This window comes from Pseudomonas sp. B14(2022) (genome assembly GCF_012030485.1).
In the GTDB taxonomy this organism is placed as follows: Bacteria; Pseudomonadota; Gammaproteobacteria; order Pseudomonadales; family Pseudomonadaceae; genus Aquipseudomonas.
On the sequence record NZ_JAAUVM010000011.1, the window covers coordinates 1 to 20,536 of the forward strand.

Consider the following 20,536-nt stretch of genomic DNA (forward strand, 5'->3'; position numbering starts at 1 on the left):
CGATAGCGGTGTGTCAGACAAAGATTCTGTGACTGATACACCGCTATCGGGGGCAAGCCCCCTCCCGCATTTGGACCTGCTCAGTCTTGGAGACAGGGAGAGCTTCAGGGCTCTACTTGGCTCCACTGCTTGCTCAAGCGCTTGTCGGAAATCGGCACCTTGGTACCCAGCTGCTGGGCAAACAACGACACCCGATACTCCTCCAACCACCAGCGATACAGCTCCAGTTGCGGGTCGCGCTTGCCTTCCTGGGTGTGCTTGTTCAAGCGGTTCTGGTACTGCGCCCACAGGCCGCCCAGCTCGCTGCTCCACACGCGGTCCTTTTGCACCTGGCTCGGCAGTTTCTCCAGGCGCAATTCAATGGCCTTGAGAAAACGCGGCAATTCCTTGAACCACTGCGCCGGGGTTTCGCGCACAAAGCCGGGATACACCAGGTTGCTCAATTGCTGCTTGATGTCGTTCAGGGCCACGGCCTGGGCCAGGTCGATCTTGCCCTTGAAGCGCTTTTGCAGGCCATGCCAGAGCTTCAGCACTTCCAGGGTCAGGCGCGCCAGGCGTTCGGCGTGTTCGGTCCAACTGCCACGCTTGCGTTCAGCCAGCGCCGCCAATCCGGCACCGTCACGCGGCAAACTGGCTTCGCCGTCCAGCACGCAGGTGTCGAGGCTGGCCAGCAGGATGTCTTCCACCAGGGCATCGATACGCCCCAGTTCGCGGTACATCAGGCCCAGTTCAGTGAGGCCGGGCAATTTGCCGCGCAGGAATTTGGCCGGTTCCGCCAATTGCTGCATCAGCAGGCGCTGCAACGCACGGCGGTGCTGGAACTCAGCCTCGGCGGCGGTGGAAAAACGTCCCTCTTTGACGGTGCCGTTTTCTTCCACCAGCGCCGGGTAGACCGTCATCGACAGCCCGGCGATCTTCTGCTGGGTTTTCTCGGCCACCGCCGCGAACACCTTGGCCTCCACCGGCTGCTGGCTTTTCGCGGTGTGCGGCACGGCCAGCGCGGCCTGGCTGGCTTCGACAAAACGCGCGGTCAACTCGGCCAGGTCGCGGCCTTCGCCAAGGAACTTGCCTTGGCCGTCGACCACTTCCAGGTTCATCTTCAGATGGTTTTCCACCTGCTGCGCCGCTTCGGCCCAGGCCTCATCGCTGACCCGCGCCCCGGTCATGCGCAGCAACTCGCGCCCCAATGCCTGGGGCAGCGAGCCCTGACCAAACTCGATGCGCTGCAGCGCCGCCTTGACGAAATCCGGCACCGGCACGAAGTTCTTGCGCAGGGCCTTGGGCAGGTTGCGCACCAGGGCGATGCACTTGGCTTCGATCACCCCAGGCACCAGCCACTCCAGACGCTCCGGCGGCAAGGCCGGCAGCAGCGGTGCCGGTACGCGCAGGGTCACGCCGTCGCGGGGGTGGTTGGGTTCGAAGTGGTAACTCAGGGCCAGTTCCAGATCGCCCAGGTGCAGGGTGTCCGGGTAATGCGCGGCAGTGACTTCACTGGCCTCGCGGGCCAGCACGTCTTCTTCGCGCATGATCAGCAACTGCGGATCTTTCTGGCTGTTGACCTTGTACCAGCTGTCAAAGGTGGCGGTCTGGTGGATCTCCGCCGGCAGCCGTGCATCGTAGAAGGCGTACAGGGTTTCTTCATCGGCCAGGATATCGCGGCGGCGCGCCTTGGCTTCCAGTTCGTCGAGTTGCTCCAGCAGTTGCTGGTTGGCCGTGAGGCACTTGGCGCGGGACTGGATCTCACCGCGCACCAGACCTTCGCGAATAAACAGCTCGCGCGACACCACCGGGTCAATCGGCCCGTAATGCACCGGCCGACGCCCGACCACGATCAGCCCGAACAGGGTGATCTGCTCGAACGCCACCACCTGGCCGCGCTTCTTCTCCCAGTGGGGTTCGAAGTGGTTCTTCTTGATCAAGTGCCCGGCCAGCGGTTCGATCCAGTCGGCATCGATCTTCGCCACCATGCGTGCATACAGCTTGGTGGTCTCCACCAGTTCGGCGGTCATCAGCCATTGCGGGCGTTTTTTGCCGATCCCCGAGGACGGGTGAATCCAGAAACGTCGCTGACGGGCGCCAAGGTAATCGCCGTCCTCGGTCTTCTGGCCGATCTGGCTGAGCAGACCGGACAGCACCGCCTTGTGCAGCTTGGGGAAGTCTGCCGGTTCTTTGTTGACGGTTAACTGCATGTCGCGACAGATCAGGCTCAACTGGCGATGGGAATCGCGCCACTCGCGCAGGCGCAGGTAGTTGAGGAAGTTCTTGCGGCACCAGTTGCGCAGCGGGCTGGCGGTCAGCTCTTGGCGCTGCTCTTCAAAGCCACGCCACAAATTGACCAGCCCGGCGAAGTCCGAATCCGGGTCCTTCCATTGTGCGTGGGCCTGATCGGCGGCCTGCTGACGCTCCGGTGGGCGCTCGCGCGGGTCCTGGATCGACATGGCACTGGCCACGATCAACACTTCCTGCAAACTGCCAAGCTTGGCGGCTTCGAGCAGCATGCGGCCCATGCGCGGGTCCACCGGCAGGCGCGCCAACTGGCGGCCCAGTGGGGTCAGCTGGCTGTTGCGGTCGACCGCCGAGAGTTCCTGCAACAGGTTGAAACCGTCGCTGATGGCCTTGCCATCCGGCGGCTCGATAAACGGGAAGTCGGTGATTTCGCCCAGGCGCAGGTGCAGCATCTGCAGGATCACCGCCGCGAGGTTGGTGCGCAGGATTTCCGGGTCGGTAAATTCCGGACGCCCGATAAAATCCTCTTCGCTGTACAACCGAATGCAAATCCCCGGCTCCACCCTGCCGCAACGACCTTTACGCTGGTTGGCACTGGCCTGGGAAATCGCCTCGATCGGCAGGCGCTGCACCTTGGCGCGGTAGCTGTAGCGGCTGATGCGAGCGGTGCCGCTGTCGATCACATAACGAATGCCCGGCACCGTCAGCGAGGTTTCCGCGACGTTGGTCGCCAGTACCACGCGGCGCCCTGGGTGAGACTGGAAAATGCGCTGTTGTTCGGCCGGCGACAGGCGCGCGTACAACGGCAGGATCTCGGTGTGCTTGAGCTGGGCCTTGCGCAGCATGTCGGCCGCGTCGCGAATCTCGCGCTCGCCGGGCAAAAACACCAGCACGTCGCCGGGACTGCGCCGTTCGCTGCGCTCATAGGCGGCGATTTCGTCGAGGGTGGCGAGGATCGCCTGGTCGACGGTCAGGTCGTCTTCGACACGGTTGCCTTCCTCGTCCTGTTCCAGGGTCAGCGGGCGATACCAGGTGTCGACCGGAAAGGTACGACCCGAGACCTCGACAATCGGTGCGTCGTCGAAGTGCTTGGAAAAACGTTCCAGGTCGATGGTCGCCGACGTGATGATGACTTTCAGGTCCGGACGACGCGGCAGCAGGGTTTTCAGGTAACCCAGCAGGAAGTCGATGTTCAGGCTGCGTTCGTGGGCTTCGTCGACGATGATCGTGTCGTAGCGTTCCAGGTAACGGTCGTTCTGGGTTTCCGCCAGCAGGATGCCGTCGGTCATCAGCTTGATCAGGGTGTTGGCGTCGCTCTGGTCTTCGAAGCGCACCTGATAGCCGACCAACGCACCCAGCGGCGTGGCCAACTCTTCGGCGACGCGGCTGGCTACGCTGCGCGCAGCGATCCGGCGTGGCTGGGTATGGCCGATCAGGCCGTATTGGCCGCGGCCGATTTCCAGGCAGATTTTCGGCAACTGGGTGGTCTTACCCGAGCCGGTTTCGCCGGCAATGATCAGCACCTGATGCTTGAGCAGCGCGTCCTTGATCTCATCGCGCTTGGCGGCAATCGGCAGGCTGTCGTCGTAACGAATCACCGGCAGGCTGGCACGCCGCGCCGTGACCTGGGCGCAGGACGCCTGCATGCGCGTGACCCACTGCGCCAGCTTCTCCTCGTCGGGTTTCTTGCGCAGCTCGAGCAACTGGCGCCGCAAGCGGTGTCGGTCGGCGAGCATGGCGTGGTCGAGGTTTTTCAGCAGTTGGTCGATAGCGGGCGCTTGGTCAGTCATCAGGGCGGCAAGGGTCTTTTGGGTGAGGCAGGTGAGGCCTGCGCAGCGTAAGTCGTCAGAGAGGACGGGGATTGTCGCAGATTTCGACAAGTATGGAGACGGTCAGTCAATCATGACTGCGCTGACTTACCACTGAGGACGATATTTACTACGACACTGAGTGGACCATTCGGTAGTTTCAATAGCAGCAGTCCGATGGGATGGATGGCATGTGAACGGTTCAATGAGACTTCCAGACACCAACCTAATGTGAAACGGAGCCTCCATGCAGATCATGCCGTCCACTACACGCTCAGACGACCCGCCCTCTTACGCTGAAGCAATGAGTTCTCGGAACCCGCCGCCCTATGAACACCCCACAATGCCCGGGTGCCAATAGTGCAAAGCGCAAGTCATCAAAGAGGAAGGAATTGTCGAAGATTTCGGCAAGTCTGGAGACGGTCAGTCAATCACGACCGCGCTGACCTACCGCCTAAAAGGACATTTACTACGACACCGAGTGGATCATTCTGTCTTTTTAACAGCATAAGTCCGATGGAATGGATGGCGTGTGAAAGGTTCAATAAAACTTCCAGACACATCTGGCCAACCTTCATTTCTTAACGTGAACAGGAGTTTCCATGGAGATCAGTCCATCCACTACGCGCCTAGACAACCCGCCCTCCTACGCCGAAGCAACGAATCCTCGAAACCCGCCGCCCTATGAACACCCTCCCAGCTATGCGCGAGCAACAGGTACGCAGCGTTCGACGAGCAATAGCCGTACTCCATCCGCGCCAGCCACCAACCTGACAGCCAATCGAATCGCGAACTACCACACTACAAGCCAGGCCAATCGAGGAATGCGCTTCATGAGTAACCTTTAACAAAAGAAAAGCCAAGAAGACGCGTCTTTTTCCATTCGATACTTGAATACGCCATTAAAAAACATAGAAAACTATTTCACCAGAGGAATAAAGAAGCATCTCGCACTTTTGTGAGAACTCACTGATGCGCTGATGTAATATCGAAATTATATTCGGCGCGCTGTTTATCAATCATCAACAACAGTGTTCATCGGAGTTTTTATGCCTATAGATCGCATGTCTTCCTCTCGTGTCGGAGGCTATGGACATTCATTTGCGGAAAAGCACCAACGTACGCCCGACAGCATGCCACAAGGTGCATCGGCATCTTCCTCCAGCTCGTGGAAAACCATTGAAACTTTAAAAAGTCTCCCCACCGACTTCCCCACGTCCAAATTCGGTAAAAGTTACGTTGACAAGCCTATAGGTTTGCTACAGAGAAAAATTGAATTGCAGGACAAAGGATATTCAACCAAGAATATCGACAAAACGTATAAAGAATCGATGAATGACCTCTACCAGGCAACGGCTAAAGGCCAGAGGAGTTCGCCCAACGAAACAGACAGGAACCGTTTGACTAACTGGAGTGACAGGATACTGGAAACTAACAAAGACATGCCATTCCTGAAGTAAACTCAACCGAACCATTAGACATATCGACTTATAACCTGCATCACCTTGAACTACTGGCACTTTTATAATTGCCAGTAGTTTTTTTCAGTAGGCCCACTCCAGGGTGTGCTAAACCACAGTGACCGAGCGGTTCAAGACACTTCTCCCCACCTGCGCCGATACGGAAACACATCAATCACCTTTCCCGCCCGAATCGTATCCTGCAGGCCTTTCCAGTAATCGGCGTTGTACAGCTCGCCGTGCAGTTGATCGAACAACTTGCGCTGGCCGGCATCGGCGAACAGAAACGGCGGGAATTCTTCCGGGAATACATCCAGCGGGCCGATGGAGTACCAGGGCTCGGACGCCATTTCGTCCTCGGGGGTACGCGGCGCGGGGATGTGGCGAAAGTTGGCCTCGGTGAGAAAGCAGATTTCGTCATAGTCATAAAACACTACGCGCCCATGGCGGGTAACGCCGAAGTTCTTCAGCAGCATGTCGCCGGGGAAGATATTCGCCGCCGCCAGTTGCTTGATCGCCAGGCCGTAGTCTTCCAGGGCTTCACGCACCTGGGCGGGGTTGGCGTTTTCCAGGTAGAGGTTCAGCGGGGTCATGCGCCGTTCGGTCCAGCAGTGGCGAATCAGCACGGTGTCGCCTTCCACTTCGACGGTGCCGGCAGCGACGTCCAACAATTCAGCCAGGCACTCGGGCTCGAACTTGCTCAGGGGAAAGCGGAAGTCGGCAAACTCCTGGGTATCGGCCATGCGCCCGACGCGATCGACGCTTTTGACCAGGCGGTACTTCTCGATCACCGTGGCGCGGTTGACGTTTTTCGACGGTGAAAATCGGTCCTTGATGATCTTGAACACGGTGTTGAAGCCCGGCAGGGTGAACACACTCATGACCATGCCACGTACGCCGGGGGCCATGATGAATTGATCGTCGGTGGTGGCCAGGTGGTTGATAAGCGCGCGGTAAAACTCCGATTTGCCGTGCTTGTAGAAACCAATCGAGGTGTACAGCTCGGCGATGTGCTTGCCCGGCAGGATGCGTTTGAGAAAGCCGACGAATTCCGCCGGCACCGGCACGTCGACCATGAAGTAGGAACGGGTGAACGAAAAGATGATCGACACCTCCGCCTCGTCGGTGATCAACGCATCGATTTGGATGCCCTGCCCTTCGCGGTGCAGCAGCGGAATCACCAGGGGCCATTGCTCGTCGCGGGTGTAGATGCGCCCTACGAGGTAGGCGCCTTTGTTGCGGTAGAGCACCGAGGAAAACAGCTCGACCTTGAGGTCCGGATCCTTGCACACCCAGTCCGGCAGGTTTTCCCGCAGTTGGATTTCGAGGCGCCCCAGGTCGGCCGCCAGATCGGCGTAGGGCTCGCTGAAACGATAGTCCGCAAAAATCTGCGCGAGCATTTCGGGAATCTGGCCGGCAGGCGCGTAGATCCGGGTTTGTGCCGCCCGTGCCCGGCGCAGGCTCGGCCGAGTGGTGTGGATGAACATGCAGCCGTCGCTGATCAGGTCGTGGCTGAACAGGCCGCAGAAGATCGAGTTGTACCAGGTCTCGGACAGCTCATCGTCAAAACGCAGGTCGATCAGGCCGATGTAGGCGCTTTTCACCAGCGGCCATAGATCAATGTCGAACAATGTGCCGCCCTCGAAATTCCCACGCAGGCGCGTGGTCACTTCACCGACCTTGTCTTCATACAGGTTGATCCGCGCCGCCGAGGCCGCTTGCCCCTGCTGCCACTGGGCCTTTTCGAAACGCTCGCGGGCGCCATCGGTGATCTGGCGAAAGTGCTCGCGGTAATCGTCGAAGCCTTCGAGGATCGTGCGGGCGATAGCGAGGGCGGGCGTGGATGTCGACATGCGGGAAACCTCTACGGGTATCTGGAAGCCCTGAGCTTAGCCAGTGTACGAAGGCAGGAGAAGGGTCATTTTTTGCACTGACTTGTACGGCTTTGTTCATTTCGTACATTTATTTTCAATTTTTTAATTCGACCATCTGGTCAATAAACGCCCCTTACAGTCCCAGCGCGTTTTATCCACACGCCTTTACCATCGTGGCCTGGCCGGTAGAGGCGGGAAACCGCCAGCCAGCGCGGGGGCGCACCCTCCGCAGGGCTTTGGATTCAACTAAGGGAAACCCCGATTACCACCTTAATGGCACTTTGATATACAGCGCGCCCTCTCCCACCCTAACAAGGTCCGAAGACCGATCCGGGAGCAGGTTCTAATCGCCCAAGGAGCATTGAGATGTCATTGAGGAATATGAGGATCGGTCTGCGTGCCGGCCTGAGTTTTGGGGTTTTGGCCAGCTTGCTGGTGATTGTGGGAATGTTTGGCCTGGGCCAGATGGCCAAGCTGCGCGAAAGCGCGCTGGTCATTGAACAGTCGTGGATGCCGAGCATCGAGAATATCCACGACAGCGCAGCCTTGGTGGCCACCATCCGCCTGGAATCCCTGCGCCTGGTGAGCACCGACGAATCTCGCGTGCGTGACACCAGCAGAGGCCTGATCAGCCGTACCAGCAACGAACTGCAAGCCCTGCTCGATCGCCATGAAACCTTGCTGAGCAATGACGAAGAGCGCGATCTGCTGAAAACCCTCAAGAGCAATGTCGCAACGTACCTGGCCATCGTCGGGCAGATGGTCGCTTTGGTGGACAAGGATCAACAGCAAGACGCCCTCGACCTGCTCGTCAGCCGCCTCGCCCCTCAGGGCACGATCTTGAGCCAGAGCCTGGAAAAACTGATCGTCTTTAACCAGAACGGCGTCGAAGCGGCGGCTGATTCGGCCGCACGGATGTATTCGAGCGCACAGTGGATTGTCGGCCTGATTATCGCCGTCGCCCTGATCACCACCTTACTGCTGGCCTGGCTGCTGACCCGCAGCATCACCGCGCCGATCGGCCAGGCCCTGAAGGTGGCTCGCACCATCGCCGCCGGCGACTTGAGCCAGCCGATTGTGGTGCGCGGCCATGACGAACCCGCGCAATTGCTGACCGCCTTGGCGACCATGCAAGTGCAGCTGCAGACCACCATCCGTGGCATCAGCGAATCGGCGCAGCAACTGGCTTCCGCCGCCGAAGAAATGAGCTCGGTGATGGAACAAAGCACGCGCGGCCTGCAGGCGCAGAATGATGAAATCGAGCAGGCTGCCACCGCCGTGACCGAGATGAGCACGGCGGTGGACCAGGTCGCGGGCAATGCGGTGTCCAGTGCCGAGGCGTCCCAGGCTTCCGATGAAGACAGCAAGCACGGCCACTACCAGATCAGCGAAACCATCAACTCGATCCAGAACCTGGTGGACGAAGTGCTCGGCGCCTCCAACAAGGCCGAAGGCCTGGCGCTGCAAGCCCAGGACATCAGCAAGGTGCTGGAAGTGATTCGCGGCATTGCCGGGCAAACCAACCTGCTGGCGCTCAACGCAGCGATTGAAGCGGCGCGTGCCGGTGAAGCCGGGCGTGGGTTCGCGGTAGTCGCCGACGAGGTGCGTTCGCTGGCACAGCGCACCCAGGACTCCACCGAAGAAATCGAGCAGATGATCACCGGTATCCAGCAAGGCACCCAGGATACGGTCACAGCGTTGAACAGCAGTGCCGAGCACGCCGGCCAGACCCTGCAACGGGCCAACGGCGCCGGCAGCGCCCTGGAGAAAATCACCGCCGCCATCTCGCAGATCAGCCAGCGCAACCTGGTGATAGCCAGCGCCGCCGAGCAACAGGCACTGGTAGCGCGTGATGTGGACCGCAGCCTGGTGAACATCCGCGACCTCTCCACCCAGACCGCCGCCGGCGCCACCCAGACCTCGGCCGCCAGCCAGGAACTGTCGCGGCTGGCGGTGGACCTCAATGGGCTGGTGACGCGGTTTGTCCTGTAATCAGTGAAAGCGGCGTGCAACACTCGCCGCCTTATTGATGTAGGAGTGTTCCGTGAGGCCTGTTGACACCCTTTACCTGCTGGGACTCGCCGCCATCTGGGGCGCGAGCTTTCTGTTCATGCGCATCATCGCGCCGGAAATCGGCACGGTGCCGACCGCATTTTTCCGCGTATCGATTGCCGCCGCAGGCTTGCTGGTGATGCTGGCGGTGATGCGGGTGAGCTGGGATTTCCAGGGCAAGTTCAAGACCGTGCTATTACTGGGGGTGATCAACTCGGGGATCCCGGCGACCATGTATTCGGTGGCGGCCCAGGTGCTGCCGGCGGGTTACTCGGCGATCTTCAATGCCACCACGCCGTTGATGGGCGTGTTGATTGGCGGGCTGTTTTTCAGTGAGCGCCTCACCGCGTCGAAAATCGCCGGGGTGTGCCTGGGCCTGTTCGGCGTGGGCGTGCTGACTCGCGCAGGGCCGGTGGCGTTTGACCTGGAATTATTGATGGGCGCACTGGCCTGCCTGTTGGCCACCACCTGCTATGGCTTTGCCGGTTTCCTGGCGCGGCGCTGGCTGGACCAGCGTGGCGGGCTGGACAGTCGTCTCGCGGCCCTGGGCAGCATGCTGGGCGCGACGCTGTTTCTGCTGCCGTTGTTTGCCTACAGCGCGATCAGCCATCCGCCCGCGAGCTGGGGTGGGTGGCAGGTGTGGCTGTCGTTGCTGGGGTTGGGATTGGTGTGTACGGCGTTTGCTTATGTTTTGTACTTCCGACTGCTCACCGCTATCGGACCGGTGAGATCGATGACCACCACCTTCCTGATCCCGCCGTTTGGGGTGTTGTGGGGGGCGCTGTTGCTCGACGAACCGTTATCAATGGCGCATTTATATGGCGGCATGTTGATTGCCGGGGCGTTGTGGCTGGTATTGCGGCCTCGAAAACCGTAGGCACCGGCTGGCCGGCGCCTACGGGGGGGTCAGTTTTTGCGGAACACGAAGACCAGCCCAATGATGATCAAGCCCATCCCCAACAGGCTCAGCACCGCCAGCCGGTTGCCGAAGATCAGGTAATCCATCACCGCCGTCACCGCCGGCACCAGGTAGAACAGGCTGGTGACATTCACCAGGTTGCCCCTGGCGATCAGACGGTACAGCAACAGCGTTGCCAGTACCGACACCACCAGGCCCATCCACAGCACCGGCAGGTAAAAGCCGGCGTTGTGTTCAACATGGAACGGCTGGAACGGCACAAACACCGAACACAACAACAGCCCCGCCAAGTACTGCACCGGCAGGGTGCCGAGGGGGTTGTCGGTGATACGCTTTTGCATGATCGAGCCGAAGGTCATGCTTGCCAGGGCCAACAGCCCGAACAGCATCCCGGCCAGGGACATGCCCGACAGCCCGATGCCTTGGTAGACCACCATGATCAGCCCGGCCAAGCCCAGACTCAGGCCGAACATGCGACGCCAGGAACGCTGGCGCTCCATCAGCACCACGGTGAGGATCGGCTGCACCCCCATGATGTTCGCCATGACGCCGGGGGTGACGTTGAGGTCCAGGGCCAGCAGATAGAAAATCTGATAGGCCCCCAACAACACCAATCCGGTTGCCGCCGCGTACAGCATGGGCTTGCCGGGACGCGGCAGTTTCAGCTTGAGGATCGGCACCAGCACCACCAAGCCTGCAAGGGCGACGGCAAAGCGGATCAACAGAAACGCGAAGGGTGACGAATGGGCCAGGCCCAGTTTGGAGAAGATCGCCCCGCTGCTCCACAGCAGGACAAACAGGCTCGTCGAGGCCGCCGCGGCCACGGAGTGTTTCGAAAGAACGGACATGGATACCACCTGTAATCAGGCAAAAAAAGCCGATTCAGCAGCAGATGCTGAAATTCAGTAGTTTTTTTTCAGGCAGGCACAGCGGGAACAGCAACGCGCTGATCAGCCCGGAATGCCAACACCCGGCGGTGATGCGACTGCGTACACCGGGGTGCTACTGACAGGTGGGGGGTAGTGACTGATCTGCACAGACTGCTTGTTCGCGCACGGCACGACCACAGCGTTGACCGCTGAATCGACTACCGCTATGCGCAGGGAAGCTGGCATGTGCTGATCTTTTTGAAGGGATAACGACGGGAGGACTATAACCAGCCGAAGACATGTTTTGCAATCACTTGCCCAAACCCTGTTGCGTGGAGGCGTTTTCACGTTCCGGCGCGCGGGCCGTCGCTATAATGTCGACCGTTTTTTCCCAAGGAATCCCCATGCTCGCATTGCCCTGGCTGTACCTGACGCTGCTTTCCATCGGCTATGTGCTGGCCTTGGCCTACGGGCAACTGGGCGTGCTGGCGCTGGTGTCCATCGCCCTGCTGTTGATCGCCGGCTATGCCGTACGCCAGCAACGCACGCCGTGGGCACGCAACCTCGGCCACGGGCTGTTTATCGTACTGGCCCTGAGCCTGGCAATGCACTGGTTGCCGGGGTTCTACAACGGACGCGGCATTGACCCGCAGCGCCTCACGCCTGATGCCGTGCCGTTCTCGATGTACCTGAACCAGGACAAGCCCTTGATTGGCTTTTGGTTGTTGCTGGCCTGCCCGTGGATTGTGGCGCGGCGTTCGTTGCGCTTGTCGATCTGCGTCACCGCGTTGGCGCTGGCGCTGACCGCCATCATCGCTCTGGGTGGCGCAGCCTTGCTGGGCGTGATCAGTTGGGCACCGAAATGGCCGGACCAGGCCTGGCTGTGGGTGCTCAATAACCTGCTGCTGGTGACCCTGGTGGAAGAAGCGCTGTTCCGTGGCTACATTCAAGGCGGCTTGAGCCGGCGCTTCAAACAGTTGCCCTACGGCGAAAACCTCGCGCTGCTGCTGGCGTCGCTGCTGTTCGGGCTGGTGCACGTGGGCGCGGGGTGGCATTGGGTACTGCTGGCGAGCATCGCCGGGGTCGGTTATGGCCTGGCTTATCGGTTTGGCGGGCTGGGTGCGGCGATTGCCACGCACTTTGGCTTGAATCTGCTTCACTTCGGGTTGTTTACCTATCCGATGCTAGCGGGTTGACACCACCTCCAGAAACGAGCAACCCGCCGATTGTTGCAAAAATAAGTTAAATAAACCCCCGTTACCGCCGATACCCATTGAAAGCCTTGCGGATTGAACAATCATGCGTAATAACCAACCCGTTACCCAGCGCGAACGTACCTTCCCCGCTCAGCAACGGTTGATCTCCACCACAGATGCCAAAGGCGTGATCACCTACTGCAACGACGCTTTCGTTGAAATCAGTGGGTTCTCTCGCGACGAACTGGTGCGTGCCCCGCACAACCTGGTGCGTCATCCGGACGTGCCAGCGGCCGTGTTCGGGCATATGTGGACCACGCTCAAACAAGGCTTGCCATGGATGGGCATCGTTAAGAACCGTTGCAAGACGGGCGATCACTACTGGGTTAACGCCTATGTGACGCCGGTCTTTGAAGGCAATCAGGTGGTCGGCTACGAATCGGTGCGCATCAAGCCCACTGCCGAGCAGATCCGCCGTGCCGAGGCGCTCTACCAACGCATCAACCAGGGCAAGTCGGCCGTTCCCCAGCGGGACAAGTGGTTGCCGGTGTTGCAGGACTGGGTGCCGTTTATCCTGATCAGCCAGTTAAGCTTCATGATCGGTGCGTCGCTCAACTCCCACTGGGGCTTTGCCCTGGCGGCGGGGTTGTCGGTGCCATTGGGGCTGCTGGGCCTGAGTTGGCAACAGCGCGGTCTCAAGCGCTTGCTGCGTCTGGCCGAGCAGACCACGTCCGACCCGTTGATCGCACAGATGTACACCGACAGCCGTGGCGCCCAGGCACGCCTGGAGATGTCGATCCTCAGCCAGGAGGCGCGTCTGAAGACATGCCTGACGCGTTTGCAGGACACTGCCGAGCACCTCAACGACCAAGCGGCGCAGTCCAACACCCTGGCGCATAACAGCTCCAGCGGCCTGGAACGCCAGCGCGTGGAAACCGAACAGGTGGCCACTGCGGTCAACCAGATGGCGGCGACCACCCAGGAAGTGGCCAGCCATGTGCAGCGCACCGCCGATGCTACCCAGGAAGCCAATCGCCTGACCGGTCGCGGTCGCTCTATTGCCGGGGAAACCCGCGAGGCGATTCAGCGTCTGTCGGTGGCCGTGGGCGAGACCGGCGTGACCGTCACCCAACTGGCCAAGGACAGTGATGAGATCGGCGGCGTAGTCGACGTGATCAAAGGCATTGCCGACCAAACCAACCTGCTGGCGCTCAACGCCGCCATTGAAGCGGCGCGTGCCGGAGAGATGGGCCGTGGTTTTGCGGTGGTCGCCGATGAAGTCCGCCAACTGGCGCAGCGCACCACTGAGTCGACCGGGCAGATCCATGCCCTGATCGCCAAGCTGCAGCAAACCGCTGCCGCCGCCGTGCAAACCATGGATGCCGGGCATCGCCAGGCCGAAGAAGGTGTGGCGCGGGTGATGGAGGCGGATCAGGCGTTGGTGGGCATCAGTGAAGCGGTGGCACATATCACCGACATGACCACCCAGATTGCAGCCGCCACCGAAGAGCAAAGCTCGGTAGCCGAAGAGATCAGCCGTAATATCAGCACCATTGCGCTGTTGGCGGATCAGACTTCGGAGCAGGCGATGAACTCGGCGCAGTTGAGTGAAGAGCTGACGCATACGGCGAATACCCAGTATTCGTTGGTCGAGCGTTTCAACCGGTAGACCGCTATCGGGAGCAAGCCCCCTCCCACAGTTAACCGCGTACATCCCTTGGAATGCGGTCGAATGTGGGAGGGGGCTTGCTCCCGATTGGCCCTAACAGGCGCTGAGAAACTCAGCCACTTGCACGGCCGCAGCCTCCAAATGCTGCTCATGCGTAAACCCCGAAGCCTTCAACGGCTTCAAGTCATGATCCCCCGCCTCCAGCCACATCACCTCGATGCTCGGCGACAAATCATAGCCTTCCACCGCCACCCGATTACCCAAGGCATCGCGCTCGCCCTGCACAATCAGCGTCGGCGTGTTCAGCCCGGCCAGGTGCTCGACCCGGGGTTTCTCCGGTTTCCCCGCTGCATAGAACGGATACCCCAGGCACACCAGCCCATCTGCCGCCAATTCATCCGCCAACAGACTCGCCATGCGCCCACCCATGGACTTGCCGCCAATGGCCAGTTTCCCAGCGACATGACGTCGCACCTCGGCATACACCCCGCGCCACGCCTCCAACAGTTTCGGCGCCGGGTTGGGCGGGCGTTTACCGCCGTCCAATCGACGTTGAGCCATGTAGGGAAACTCGAAGCGCAACACGTTGACGCCATGCCCGGCAAGGCGTGCAGTCATGTCGTTCATGAAGGATGAGTCCATCGGTGCGCCGGCGCCATGGGCAAGGATCAGCGTCACGCAATCACCCGAAGCAGTGCCCGACGCGACATCCCAAAGCCAGCCATGTTCCCGCACACACTGCGCCCATTGATCCCCGTCAATACTGGCCTTGTGCTCTTTGCCCATGCTTGCCTCGCTATTCAGTCTGCCTATAACTCCAGCCCAAGTGCCGCATCTGCTTGGGTTGAACCGTGGATGGGGAACCATGAACACTACTTTAAGTACCGCCTATAACTACAAGGTGGTCCGCCAATTCGCCATTATGACGGTGGTGTGGGGCATCGTCGGCATGGGGCTCGGGGTTTTTCTCGCCGCCCAATTGGTTTGGCCCGCGCTCAACTTCGACTTGCCCTGGACCAGCTTCGGCCGCCTGCGCCCACTGCACACCAACGCGGTGATCTTCGCGTTCGGTGGCTGTGCGCTGTTCGCCAGCTCCTTCTACTCGGTGCAGCGTACCTGCCAAACCCAGCTGTTCGCGCCGAAAATCGCCGCGTTCTGCTTCTGGGGCTGGCAGTTGGTCATTCTTTTGGCCGCAATCACCTTGCCGCTGGGTTACACCAGCTCCAAGGAATACGCCGAGCTTGAATGGCCGATCGATATACTGATCACCATCGTCTGGGTGGCCTACGCCATTGTGTTCTTTGGCACCGTGGCCAAGCGCACCACCAAGCACATCTACGTCGGTAACTGGTTCTTCGGTGCGTTCATCATCACCGTGGCGATCCTGCATATCGTCAACAACCTGGAAATCCCGGTCAGCCTGACCAAGTCCTACTCGCTGTATGGCGGTGCGACGGATGCCATGGTGCAGTGGTGGTATGGACATAACGCGGTAGGCTTTTTCCTCACCGCCGGTTTCCTCGGGATGATGTACTACTTCGTGCCGAAACAGGCCGAGCGTCCGGTGTATTCCTATCGCCTGTCCATCGTGCACTTCTGGGCACTGATCACCCTGTACATCTGGGCCGGTCCTCACCACCTGCACTACACCGCGCTGCCGGACTGGGCACAGTCGCTGGGCATGGTGATGTCGCTGGTACTGCTGGCTCCGAGCTGGGGCGGCATGATCAACGGCATGATGACCCTGTCGGGCGCCTGGCATAAGTTGCGCAGCGACCCGATCCTGCGCTTCCTCGTGGTGTCCCTGGCGTTCTACGGCATGTCGACCTTCGAAGGGCCGATGATGGCGATCAAGACCGTCAACTCGCTGTCCCACTACACCGACTGGACCATCGGCCACGTACACGCCGGCGCCCTCGGCTGGGTAGCGATGATCTCCATCGGCGCGCTGTACCACATGATCCCCAAACTGTTCGGCCGCGTGCAGATGCACAGCGTCGGGCTGATCAACGCGCACTTCTGGCTGGCCACCATCGGCACCGTGCTCTACATCGCTTCGATGTGGGTCAACGGCATCGCCCAGGGCCTGATGTGGCGTGCGATCAACGACGACGGCACCTTGACCTACTCCTTCGTCGAAACCCTGGTGGCCAGCCACCCAGGCTTCATCGTGCGGTTGGTGGGCGGTGCGGTGTTCCTCAGCGGCATGTTGCTGATGGCTTACAACACATGGCGCACCGTGCGCTCGGCACAACCTGTCGAAGCCGCCCCTGTCGCGCAGATGGCCTGAGGAGTCAGTGATGAAACACGAAACGATTGAAAAAAACGTCGGCCTGCTGATGCTGCTCATGGTGCTCGCCGTGAGCATCGGCGGCCTGACCCAGATCGTCCCGCTGTTCTTCCAGGACGTGACCAACAAGCCGGTCGAAGGCATGAAGCCCTACACCGCGCTGCAACTGGAAGGCCGCGACATCTACATCCGTGAAGGCTGCGTACAGTGCCACTCGCAGATGATCCGTCCGTTCCGCGCCGAGACCGAGCGCTACGGCCACTACTCGGTCGCCGGTGAAAGCGTGTGGGACCACCCGTTCCTGTGGGGCTCCAAGCGTACCGGGCCAGACCTGGCACGCGTCGGCGCACGCTACTCGGACGACTGGCACCGCGCGCACTTGTACAACCCGCGCAACGTAGTGCCTGAGTCGAAAATGCCGGCCTACCCATGGTTGGTCACGGCTGCGGTCGACAACAGCCACACCGAGACCAAGTTGAAAGTGATGCGCACCCTCGGCGTGCCGTACACCGACGACGACATCAGTGCCGCCGTGGCCAGCCTCAAGGGCAAGACCGAAATGGACGCGCTGGTTTCGTACCTGCAAGTACTCGGCACTGCCATCAAGAGCAAGAGGTGAGCCATGGGATTTGAATTCGATGCGGGCACCATCCGCGGCCTCGGCACGCTGGTGGTCGCCATCGCCTTTATCGGCCTGTCGCTGTGGGTATTCAACAACCGGCGCAACGCGGAATTCGAGGAAGCGCGCCTGCTGCCCTTCGCCGATGAACCTTCGCCATCCGACGCTCACCAAGAGCCTGCAACAAGGAGCAACCGGCCATGACTACCTTCTGGAGTACATGGATCTGCGTACTGACCATCGGCAGCCTGATCGGCCTGACCTGGCTGTTGTTCGCCACCCGCAAGGGCGAGACCAAGGGCAGTGTCGACCAGACCATGGGCCACGCCTTCGACGGTATCGAGGAATACGACAACCCCCTGCCCCAGTGGTGGTTCATGTTGTTCGCCGGCACCCTGGTGTTTGCCGTCGGCTACCTGATCCTCTACCCGGGCCTGGGCAACTGGAAAGGCGTGTTGCCGGGCTATGAAAACGGCTGGACATCGGCCAAGGAGTGGGACAAGGAGATGGCCAAGGCCGACACCAAGTTCGGGCCGATCTTCGCCAAATTCTCAGCCATGCCCGTGGCAGAAGTCGCCAAAGACCCGCAAGCGCTGAAAATGGGCGGCCGCCTGTTCGCCTCCAACTGCGCGGTGTGCCACGGCTCGGATGCCAAGGGCGCATTCGGCTTTCCAAACCTGGCTGACAACATCTGGCGTTGGGGCGGTTCGGCCGAAGCGATCAAGACCACCATCATGAACGGTCGCCACGCGGCGATGCCGGCCTGGGGTGAGATACTGGGCGACGAGGGCGTGAAAAACGTCGCGGCCTATGTGCGTCACGATATCGCCAAGTTGCCATTGCCGGCCGACAGCACTGCCGACCTGGCTGCCGGCCAAGCCGCGTTCAACACCACCTGCGTGGCCTGCCACGGTCCACAAGGCCACGGCATGGAAGCCATGGGCGCGCCGAACCTGACCCTGCCTGCCGGTTACATCTACGGCACCAGCCTCGCGCAGTTGCAGCAGACCATTCGCCACGGCCGCCAAGGCCAGATGCCAGCGCAGGAAGCGCTGCAGGGCAATGACAAAGTGCACCTGCTCGCCGCCTACGTTTACAGCCTGTCCCATAACGCTGATGGTGCAACGCCAGAAAGCCCCGCTCAGTAACACCTGACTGCCGCCCCAATTTGGGGCGGCAGCTCTACCGCGCTACGCGACCAAGTGTCGCACCCTTCCAAAGCACACCTTTCCCCTCCTGCCATTCGGGTCTACGCTTGCTTGCACAGCGGACCGATCCTGGCGTACGCGACGACAGTCGTTGCGAACCCCAAAATTTCCTGTCCACTTGATCAGCTTTCGATTTCGGATTTTATCCTTACGCCAAACATGGAAAGGGCGCAGAATCTGGCGTGGAACGCATTGACACAGGTCAGCCTTGCGTTGCAATGGCCCCTTGCTTTCTACATACTTGCGGCCGAATTTTACCTATAAAAAAACCTAAACCGTGGAACCTTAGAATGAGCACAGCAATCAGTCCGACTGCTTATAACTATAAGGTAGTCCGCCAGTTCGCCATCATGACGGTGGTCTGGGGGATCCTTGGCATGGGGCTCGGGGTGTTCATCGCCTCGCAACTGGTTTGGCCGGAATTGAATTTCGGCTTGCCATGGACAACCTTCGGCCGCCTGCGCCCGCTGCACACCAACCTGGTGATTTTCGCCTTCGGCGGATGTGCATTGTTTGCCACCTCCTACTATGTCGTGCAGCGAACCTGCCAGACGCGACTCATCTCCGACAGCCTTGCAGCCTTCACCTTCTGGGGTTGGCAAGCGGTCATCGTCGGCGCCATCGTCACCTTGCCGCTGGGCTACACCACCACCAAGGAATACGCCGAGCTGGAATGGCCGATCGCGATTTTGCTCGCCATCGTCTGGGTGACCTACGCGGTGGTGTTCTTCGGCACCATCGTCAAGCGCAACACCAAGCACATCTACGTGGGTAACTGGTTCTACGGTGCCTTCATCCTGGTGACGGCGATGCTGCACATCGTCAACCATGCCTCGTTGCCGGTCAGCCTGTTCAAGTCCTACTCGGCCTACGCCGGGGCAACGGACGCGATGATCCAGTGGTGGTACGGCCACAACGCGGTGGGTTTCTTCCTCACCACCGGTTTCCTGGGGATGATGTACTACTTCGTGCCGAAACAGGCCGAACGTCCTATTTACTCCTACCGCCTGTCCATCGTGCACTTCTGGGCGCTGATCACCCTCTACATCTGGGCCGGTCCTCACCACCTGCACTACACCGCGCTGCCGGACTGGGCGCAGTCCCTGGGCATGGCGATGTCGATCATCCTGCTGGCCCCGAGCTGGGGCGGCATGATCAACGGCATGATGACGCTGTCGGGGGCCTGGCATAAGCTGCGCACCGATCCGATCCTGCGCTTCCTCGTGGTGTCCCTGGCGTTCTACGGCATGTCGACCTTCGAAGGGCCGATGATGGCGATCAAGACCGTCAACTCGCTGTCCCACTACACCGACTGGACCATCGGCCACGTACACGCCGGCGCCCTCGGCTGGGTAGCGATGATCTCCATCGGCGCGCTGTACCACATGATCCCCAAACTGTTCGGCCGCGTGCAGATGCACAGCGTCGGGCTGATCAACGCGCACTTCTGGCTGGCCACTATCGGTACCGTGCTCTACATCGCCTCGATGTGGGTCAACGGCATCACCCAGGGCCTGATGTGGCGTGCAATCAACGATGACGGCACCCTCACCTACTCCTTTGTCGAAGCGCTGCAAGCCAGCCACCCAGGCTTCATCGTCCGCGCCATTGGTGGTGCGTTCTTTGCCAGCGGCATGCTGTTAATGGCCTACAACGTCTGGCGCACCGTGCGTGCCTCGGACCCGGCAGAAGCCGAAGCCGCCGCCAAGATCGCCGTTGTGGGAGCCCACTGATGAAGCATGAAGTAGTCGAGAAGAATATCGGCCTGCTGGCCTTCTTCATGGTCATCGCCGTGAGCATCGGCGGCCTGACCCAGATCGTTCCGCTGTTTTTCCAGGACGTGACCAACAAGCCGGTCGAAGGCATGAAGCCGCGCACTGCCCTTGAACTGGAAGGCCGCGACGTCTACATCGCCAACGGTTGTGTCGGCTGCCACTCGCAGATGATCCGCCCGTTCCGCGCCGAAACCGAACGCTACGGCCACTACTCGGTCGCCGGTGAAAGCGTGTGGGACCACCCGTTCCTGTGGGGTTCCAAGCGCACCGGCCCGGACCTGGCGCGTGTTGGCGGGCGTTACTCCGATGACTGGCAGCGTGCGCACCTGTACAACCCGCGCAACGTGGTGCCTGAGTCGAAAATGCCGGCGTACCCGTTCCTCGTGGAAAACAAGCTCGACGGCAAGGACACCGCGAAGAAGATGGAAGTCTTGCGCACCCTGGGCGTGCCCTACACCGACGAAGACATCGCCGGTGCAGCCGCAGCCGTGAAGGGCAAGACCGAAATGGACGCATTGGTGGCCTACCTGCAAGGCCTGGGCACCATCATCAAAAGCAAACGGTGATTCTT

Annotated in this window: 15 protein-coding genes; 11 read left to right on the top strand and 4 right to left on the bottom strand. The window is 60.4% G+C overall.

Features of this window, described 5'->3' with window-relative positions:
• Positions 1 to 104: 104 nt before the first annotated feature.
• Positions 105 to 4,016 carry an ATP-dependent RNA helicase HrpA gene (gene hrpA, locus HCF10_RS17170; protein ID WP_131698653.1) on the bottom strand — a complete coding sequence of 1,304 codons (3,912 nt, stop codon included), beginning with the start codon at positions 4,014 to 4,016 and terminating at the stop codon, positions 105 to 107.
• Between the two features lie 1,067 nt (positions 4,017 to 5,083).
• Here hrpA and HCF10_RS17175 point away from each other — a divergent pair.
• Positions 5,084 to 5,494: a hypothetical protein gene (locus HCF10_RS17175; protein WP_167656040.1), complete on the top strand. Its 411-nt coding sequence runs from the start codon at positions 5,084 to 5,086 to the stop codon at positions 5,492 to 5,494.
• 131 nt (positions 5,495 to 5,625) lie between these two features.
• Here the strand turns inward: HCF10_RS17175 and aceK are convergent, their stop codons facing one another.
• A complete protein-coding gene (aceK, locus tag HCF10_RS17180) occupies positions 5,626 to 7,347 on the bottom strand; it encodes a bifunctional isocitrate dehydrogenase kinase/phosphatase (RefSeq protein ID WP_145337004.1) in 1,722 nt (573 codons plus the stop codon).
• Between the two features lie 402 nt (positions 7,348 to 7,749).
• Here aceK and HCF10_RS17185 point away from each other — a divergent pair, with 402 nt between their 5' ends.
• Together HCF10_RS17185 and HCF10_RS17190 are read left to right on the top strand one after the other, a co-directional pair.
• A complete protein-coding gene (locus HCF10_RS17185) occupies positions 7,750 to 9,360 on the top strand; it encodes a methyl-accepting chemotaxis protein (protein WP_371920976.1) in 1,611 nt (536 codons plus the stop codon).
• Positions 9,361 to 9,412: 52 nt separating this feature from the next.
• Complete coding sequence (locus HCF10_RS17190; protein WP_167656041.1) at positions 9,413 to 10,297, top strand: EamA family transporter; 885 nt, start codon at positions 9,413 to 9,415, stop codon at positions 10,295 to 10,297.
• 29 nt (positions 10,298 to 10,326) lie between these two features.
• Here HCF10_RS17190 and HCF10_RS17195 read toward each other — a convergent pair whose 3' ends face one another.
• The gene (locus tag HCF10_RS17195) at positions 10,327 to 11,187 is read right to left on the bottom strand and encodes a DMT family transporter (RefSeq protein ID WP_167656042.1); all 861 of its coding nucleotides are present in this window, start codon (positions 11,185 to 11,187) and stop codon (positions 10,327 to 10,329) included.
• Positions 11,188 to 11,612: 425 nt separating this feature from the next.
• Here HCF10_RS17195 and HCF10_RS17200 point away from each other — a divergent pair, with 425 nt between their 5' ends.
• Both HCF10_RS17200 and HCF10_RS17205 read left to right on the top strand, forming a co-directional pair.
• Positions 11,613 to 12,404: a CPBP family intramembrane glutamic endopeptidase gene (locus tag HCF10_RS17200; RefSeq protein WP_131699644.1), complete on the top strand. Its 792-nt coding sequence runs from the start codon at positions 11,613 to 11,615 to the stop codon at positions 12,402 to 12,404.
• A gap of 103 nt (positions 12,405 to 12,507) precedes the next feature.
• The gene (locus HCF10_RS17205) at positions 12,508 to 14,073 is read left to right on the top strand and encodes a methyl-accepting chemotaxis protein (RefSeq protein WP_145337006.1); all 1,566 of its coding nucleotides are present in this window, start codon (positions 12,508 to 12,510) and stop codon (positions 14,071 to 14,073) included.
• A 93-nt stretch (positions 14,074 to 14,166) separates the two neighbouring features.
• On the opposite strand, the gene HCF10_RS17210 is transcribed toward HCF10_RS17205, so the two are convergent.
• Complete coding sequence (locus HCF10_RS17210) at positions 14,167 to 14,859, bottom strand: alpha/beta family hydrolase (RefSeq protein ID WP_167656043.1); 693 nt, start codon at positions 14,857 to 14,859, stop codon at positions 14,167 to 14,169.
• A gap of 79 nt (positions 14,860 to 14,938) precedes the next feature.
• Here HCF10_RS17210 and ccoN (HCF10_RS17215) point away from each other — a divergent pair, with 79 nt between their 5' ends.
• The 6 genes from ccoN (HCF10_RS17215) to ccoO (HCF10_RS17240) all read left to right on the top strand — a co-directional run bounded on the left by ccoN (HCF10_RS17215) (position 14,939) and on the right by ccoO (HCF10_RS17240) (position 20,531).
• Positions 14,939 to 16,363: a cytochrome-c oxidase, cbb3-type subunit I gene (gene ccoN, locus HCF10_RS17215; RefSeq protein WP_167656044.1), complete on the top strand. Its 1,425-nt coding sequence runs from the start codon at positions 14,939 to 14,941 to the stop codon at positions 16,361 to 16,363.
• 10 nt (positions 16,364 to 16,373) lie between these two features.
• The gene (gene ccoO / locus HCF10_RS17220; protein WP_090400253.1) at positions 16,374 to 16,982 is read left to right on the top strand and encodes a cytochrome-c oxidase, cbb3-type subunit II; all 609 of its coding nucleotides are present in this window, start codon (positions 16,374 to 16,376) and stop codon (positions 16,980 to 16,982) included.
• 3 nt (positions 16,983 to 16,985) lie between these two features.
• Positions 16,986 to 17,186: a cbb3-type cytochrome oxidase subunit 3 gene (locus HCF10_RS17225; protein ID WP_145337008.1), complete on the top strand. Its 201-nt coding sequence runs from the start codon at positions 16,986 to 16,988 to the stop codon at positions 17,184 to 17,186.
• Positions 17,183 to 18,130, top strand: a complete 948-nt coding sequence (ccoP, locus tag HCF10_RS17230) for a cytochrome-c oxidase, cbb3-type subunit III (protein ID WP_131699649.1) — start codon at positions 17,183 to 17,185, stop codon at positions 18,128 to 18,130. Before HCF10_RS17225 ends, ccoP begins: the two co-directional genes overlap by 4 nt.
• Before the next feature lie 350 nt (positions 18,131 to 18,480).
• Positions 18,481 to 19,923, top strand: coding sequence for a cytochrome-c oxidase, cbb3-type subunit I (gene ccoN, locus HCF10_RS17235; protein ID WP_131699650.1), 1,443 nt, complete (start codon positions 18,481 to 18,483; stop codon positions 19,921 to 19,923).
• Positions 19,923 to 20,531, top strand: a complete 609-nt coding sequence (gene ccoO, locus HCF10_RS17240; RefSeq protein ID WP_003193167.1) for a cytochrome-c oxidase, cbb3-type subunit II — start codon at positions 19,923 to 19,925, stop codon at positions 20,529 to 20,531. The genes ccoN (HCF10_RS17235) and ccoO (HCF10_RS17240) overlap by 1 nt, the downstream gene beginning before the upstream one ends.
• The last annotated feature ends 5 nt before the right edge of the window (positions 20,532 to 20,536 follow it).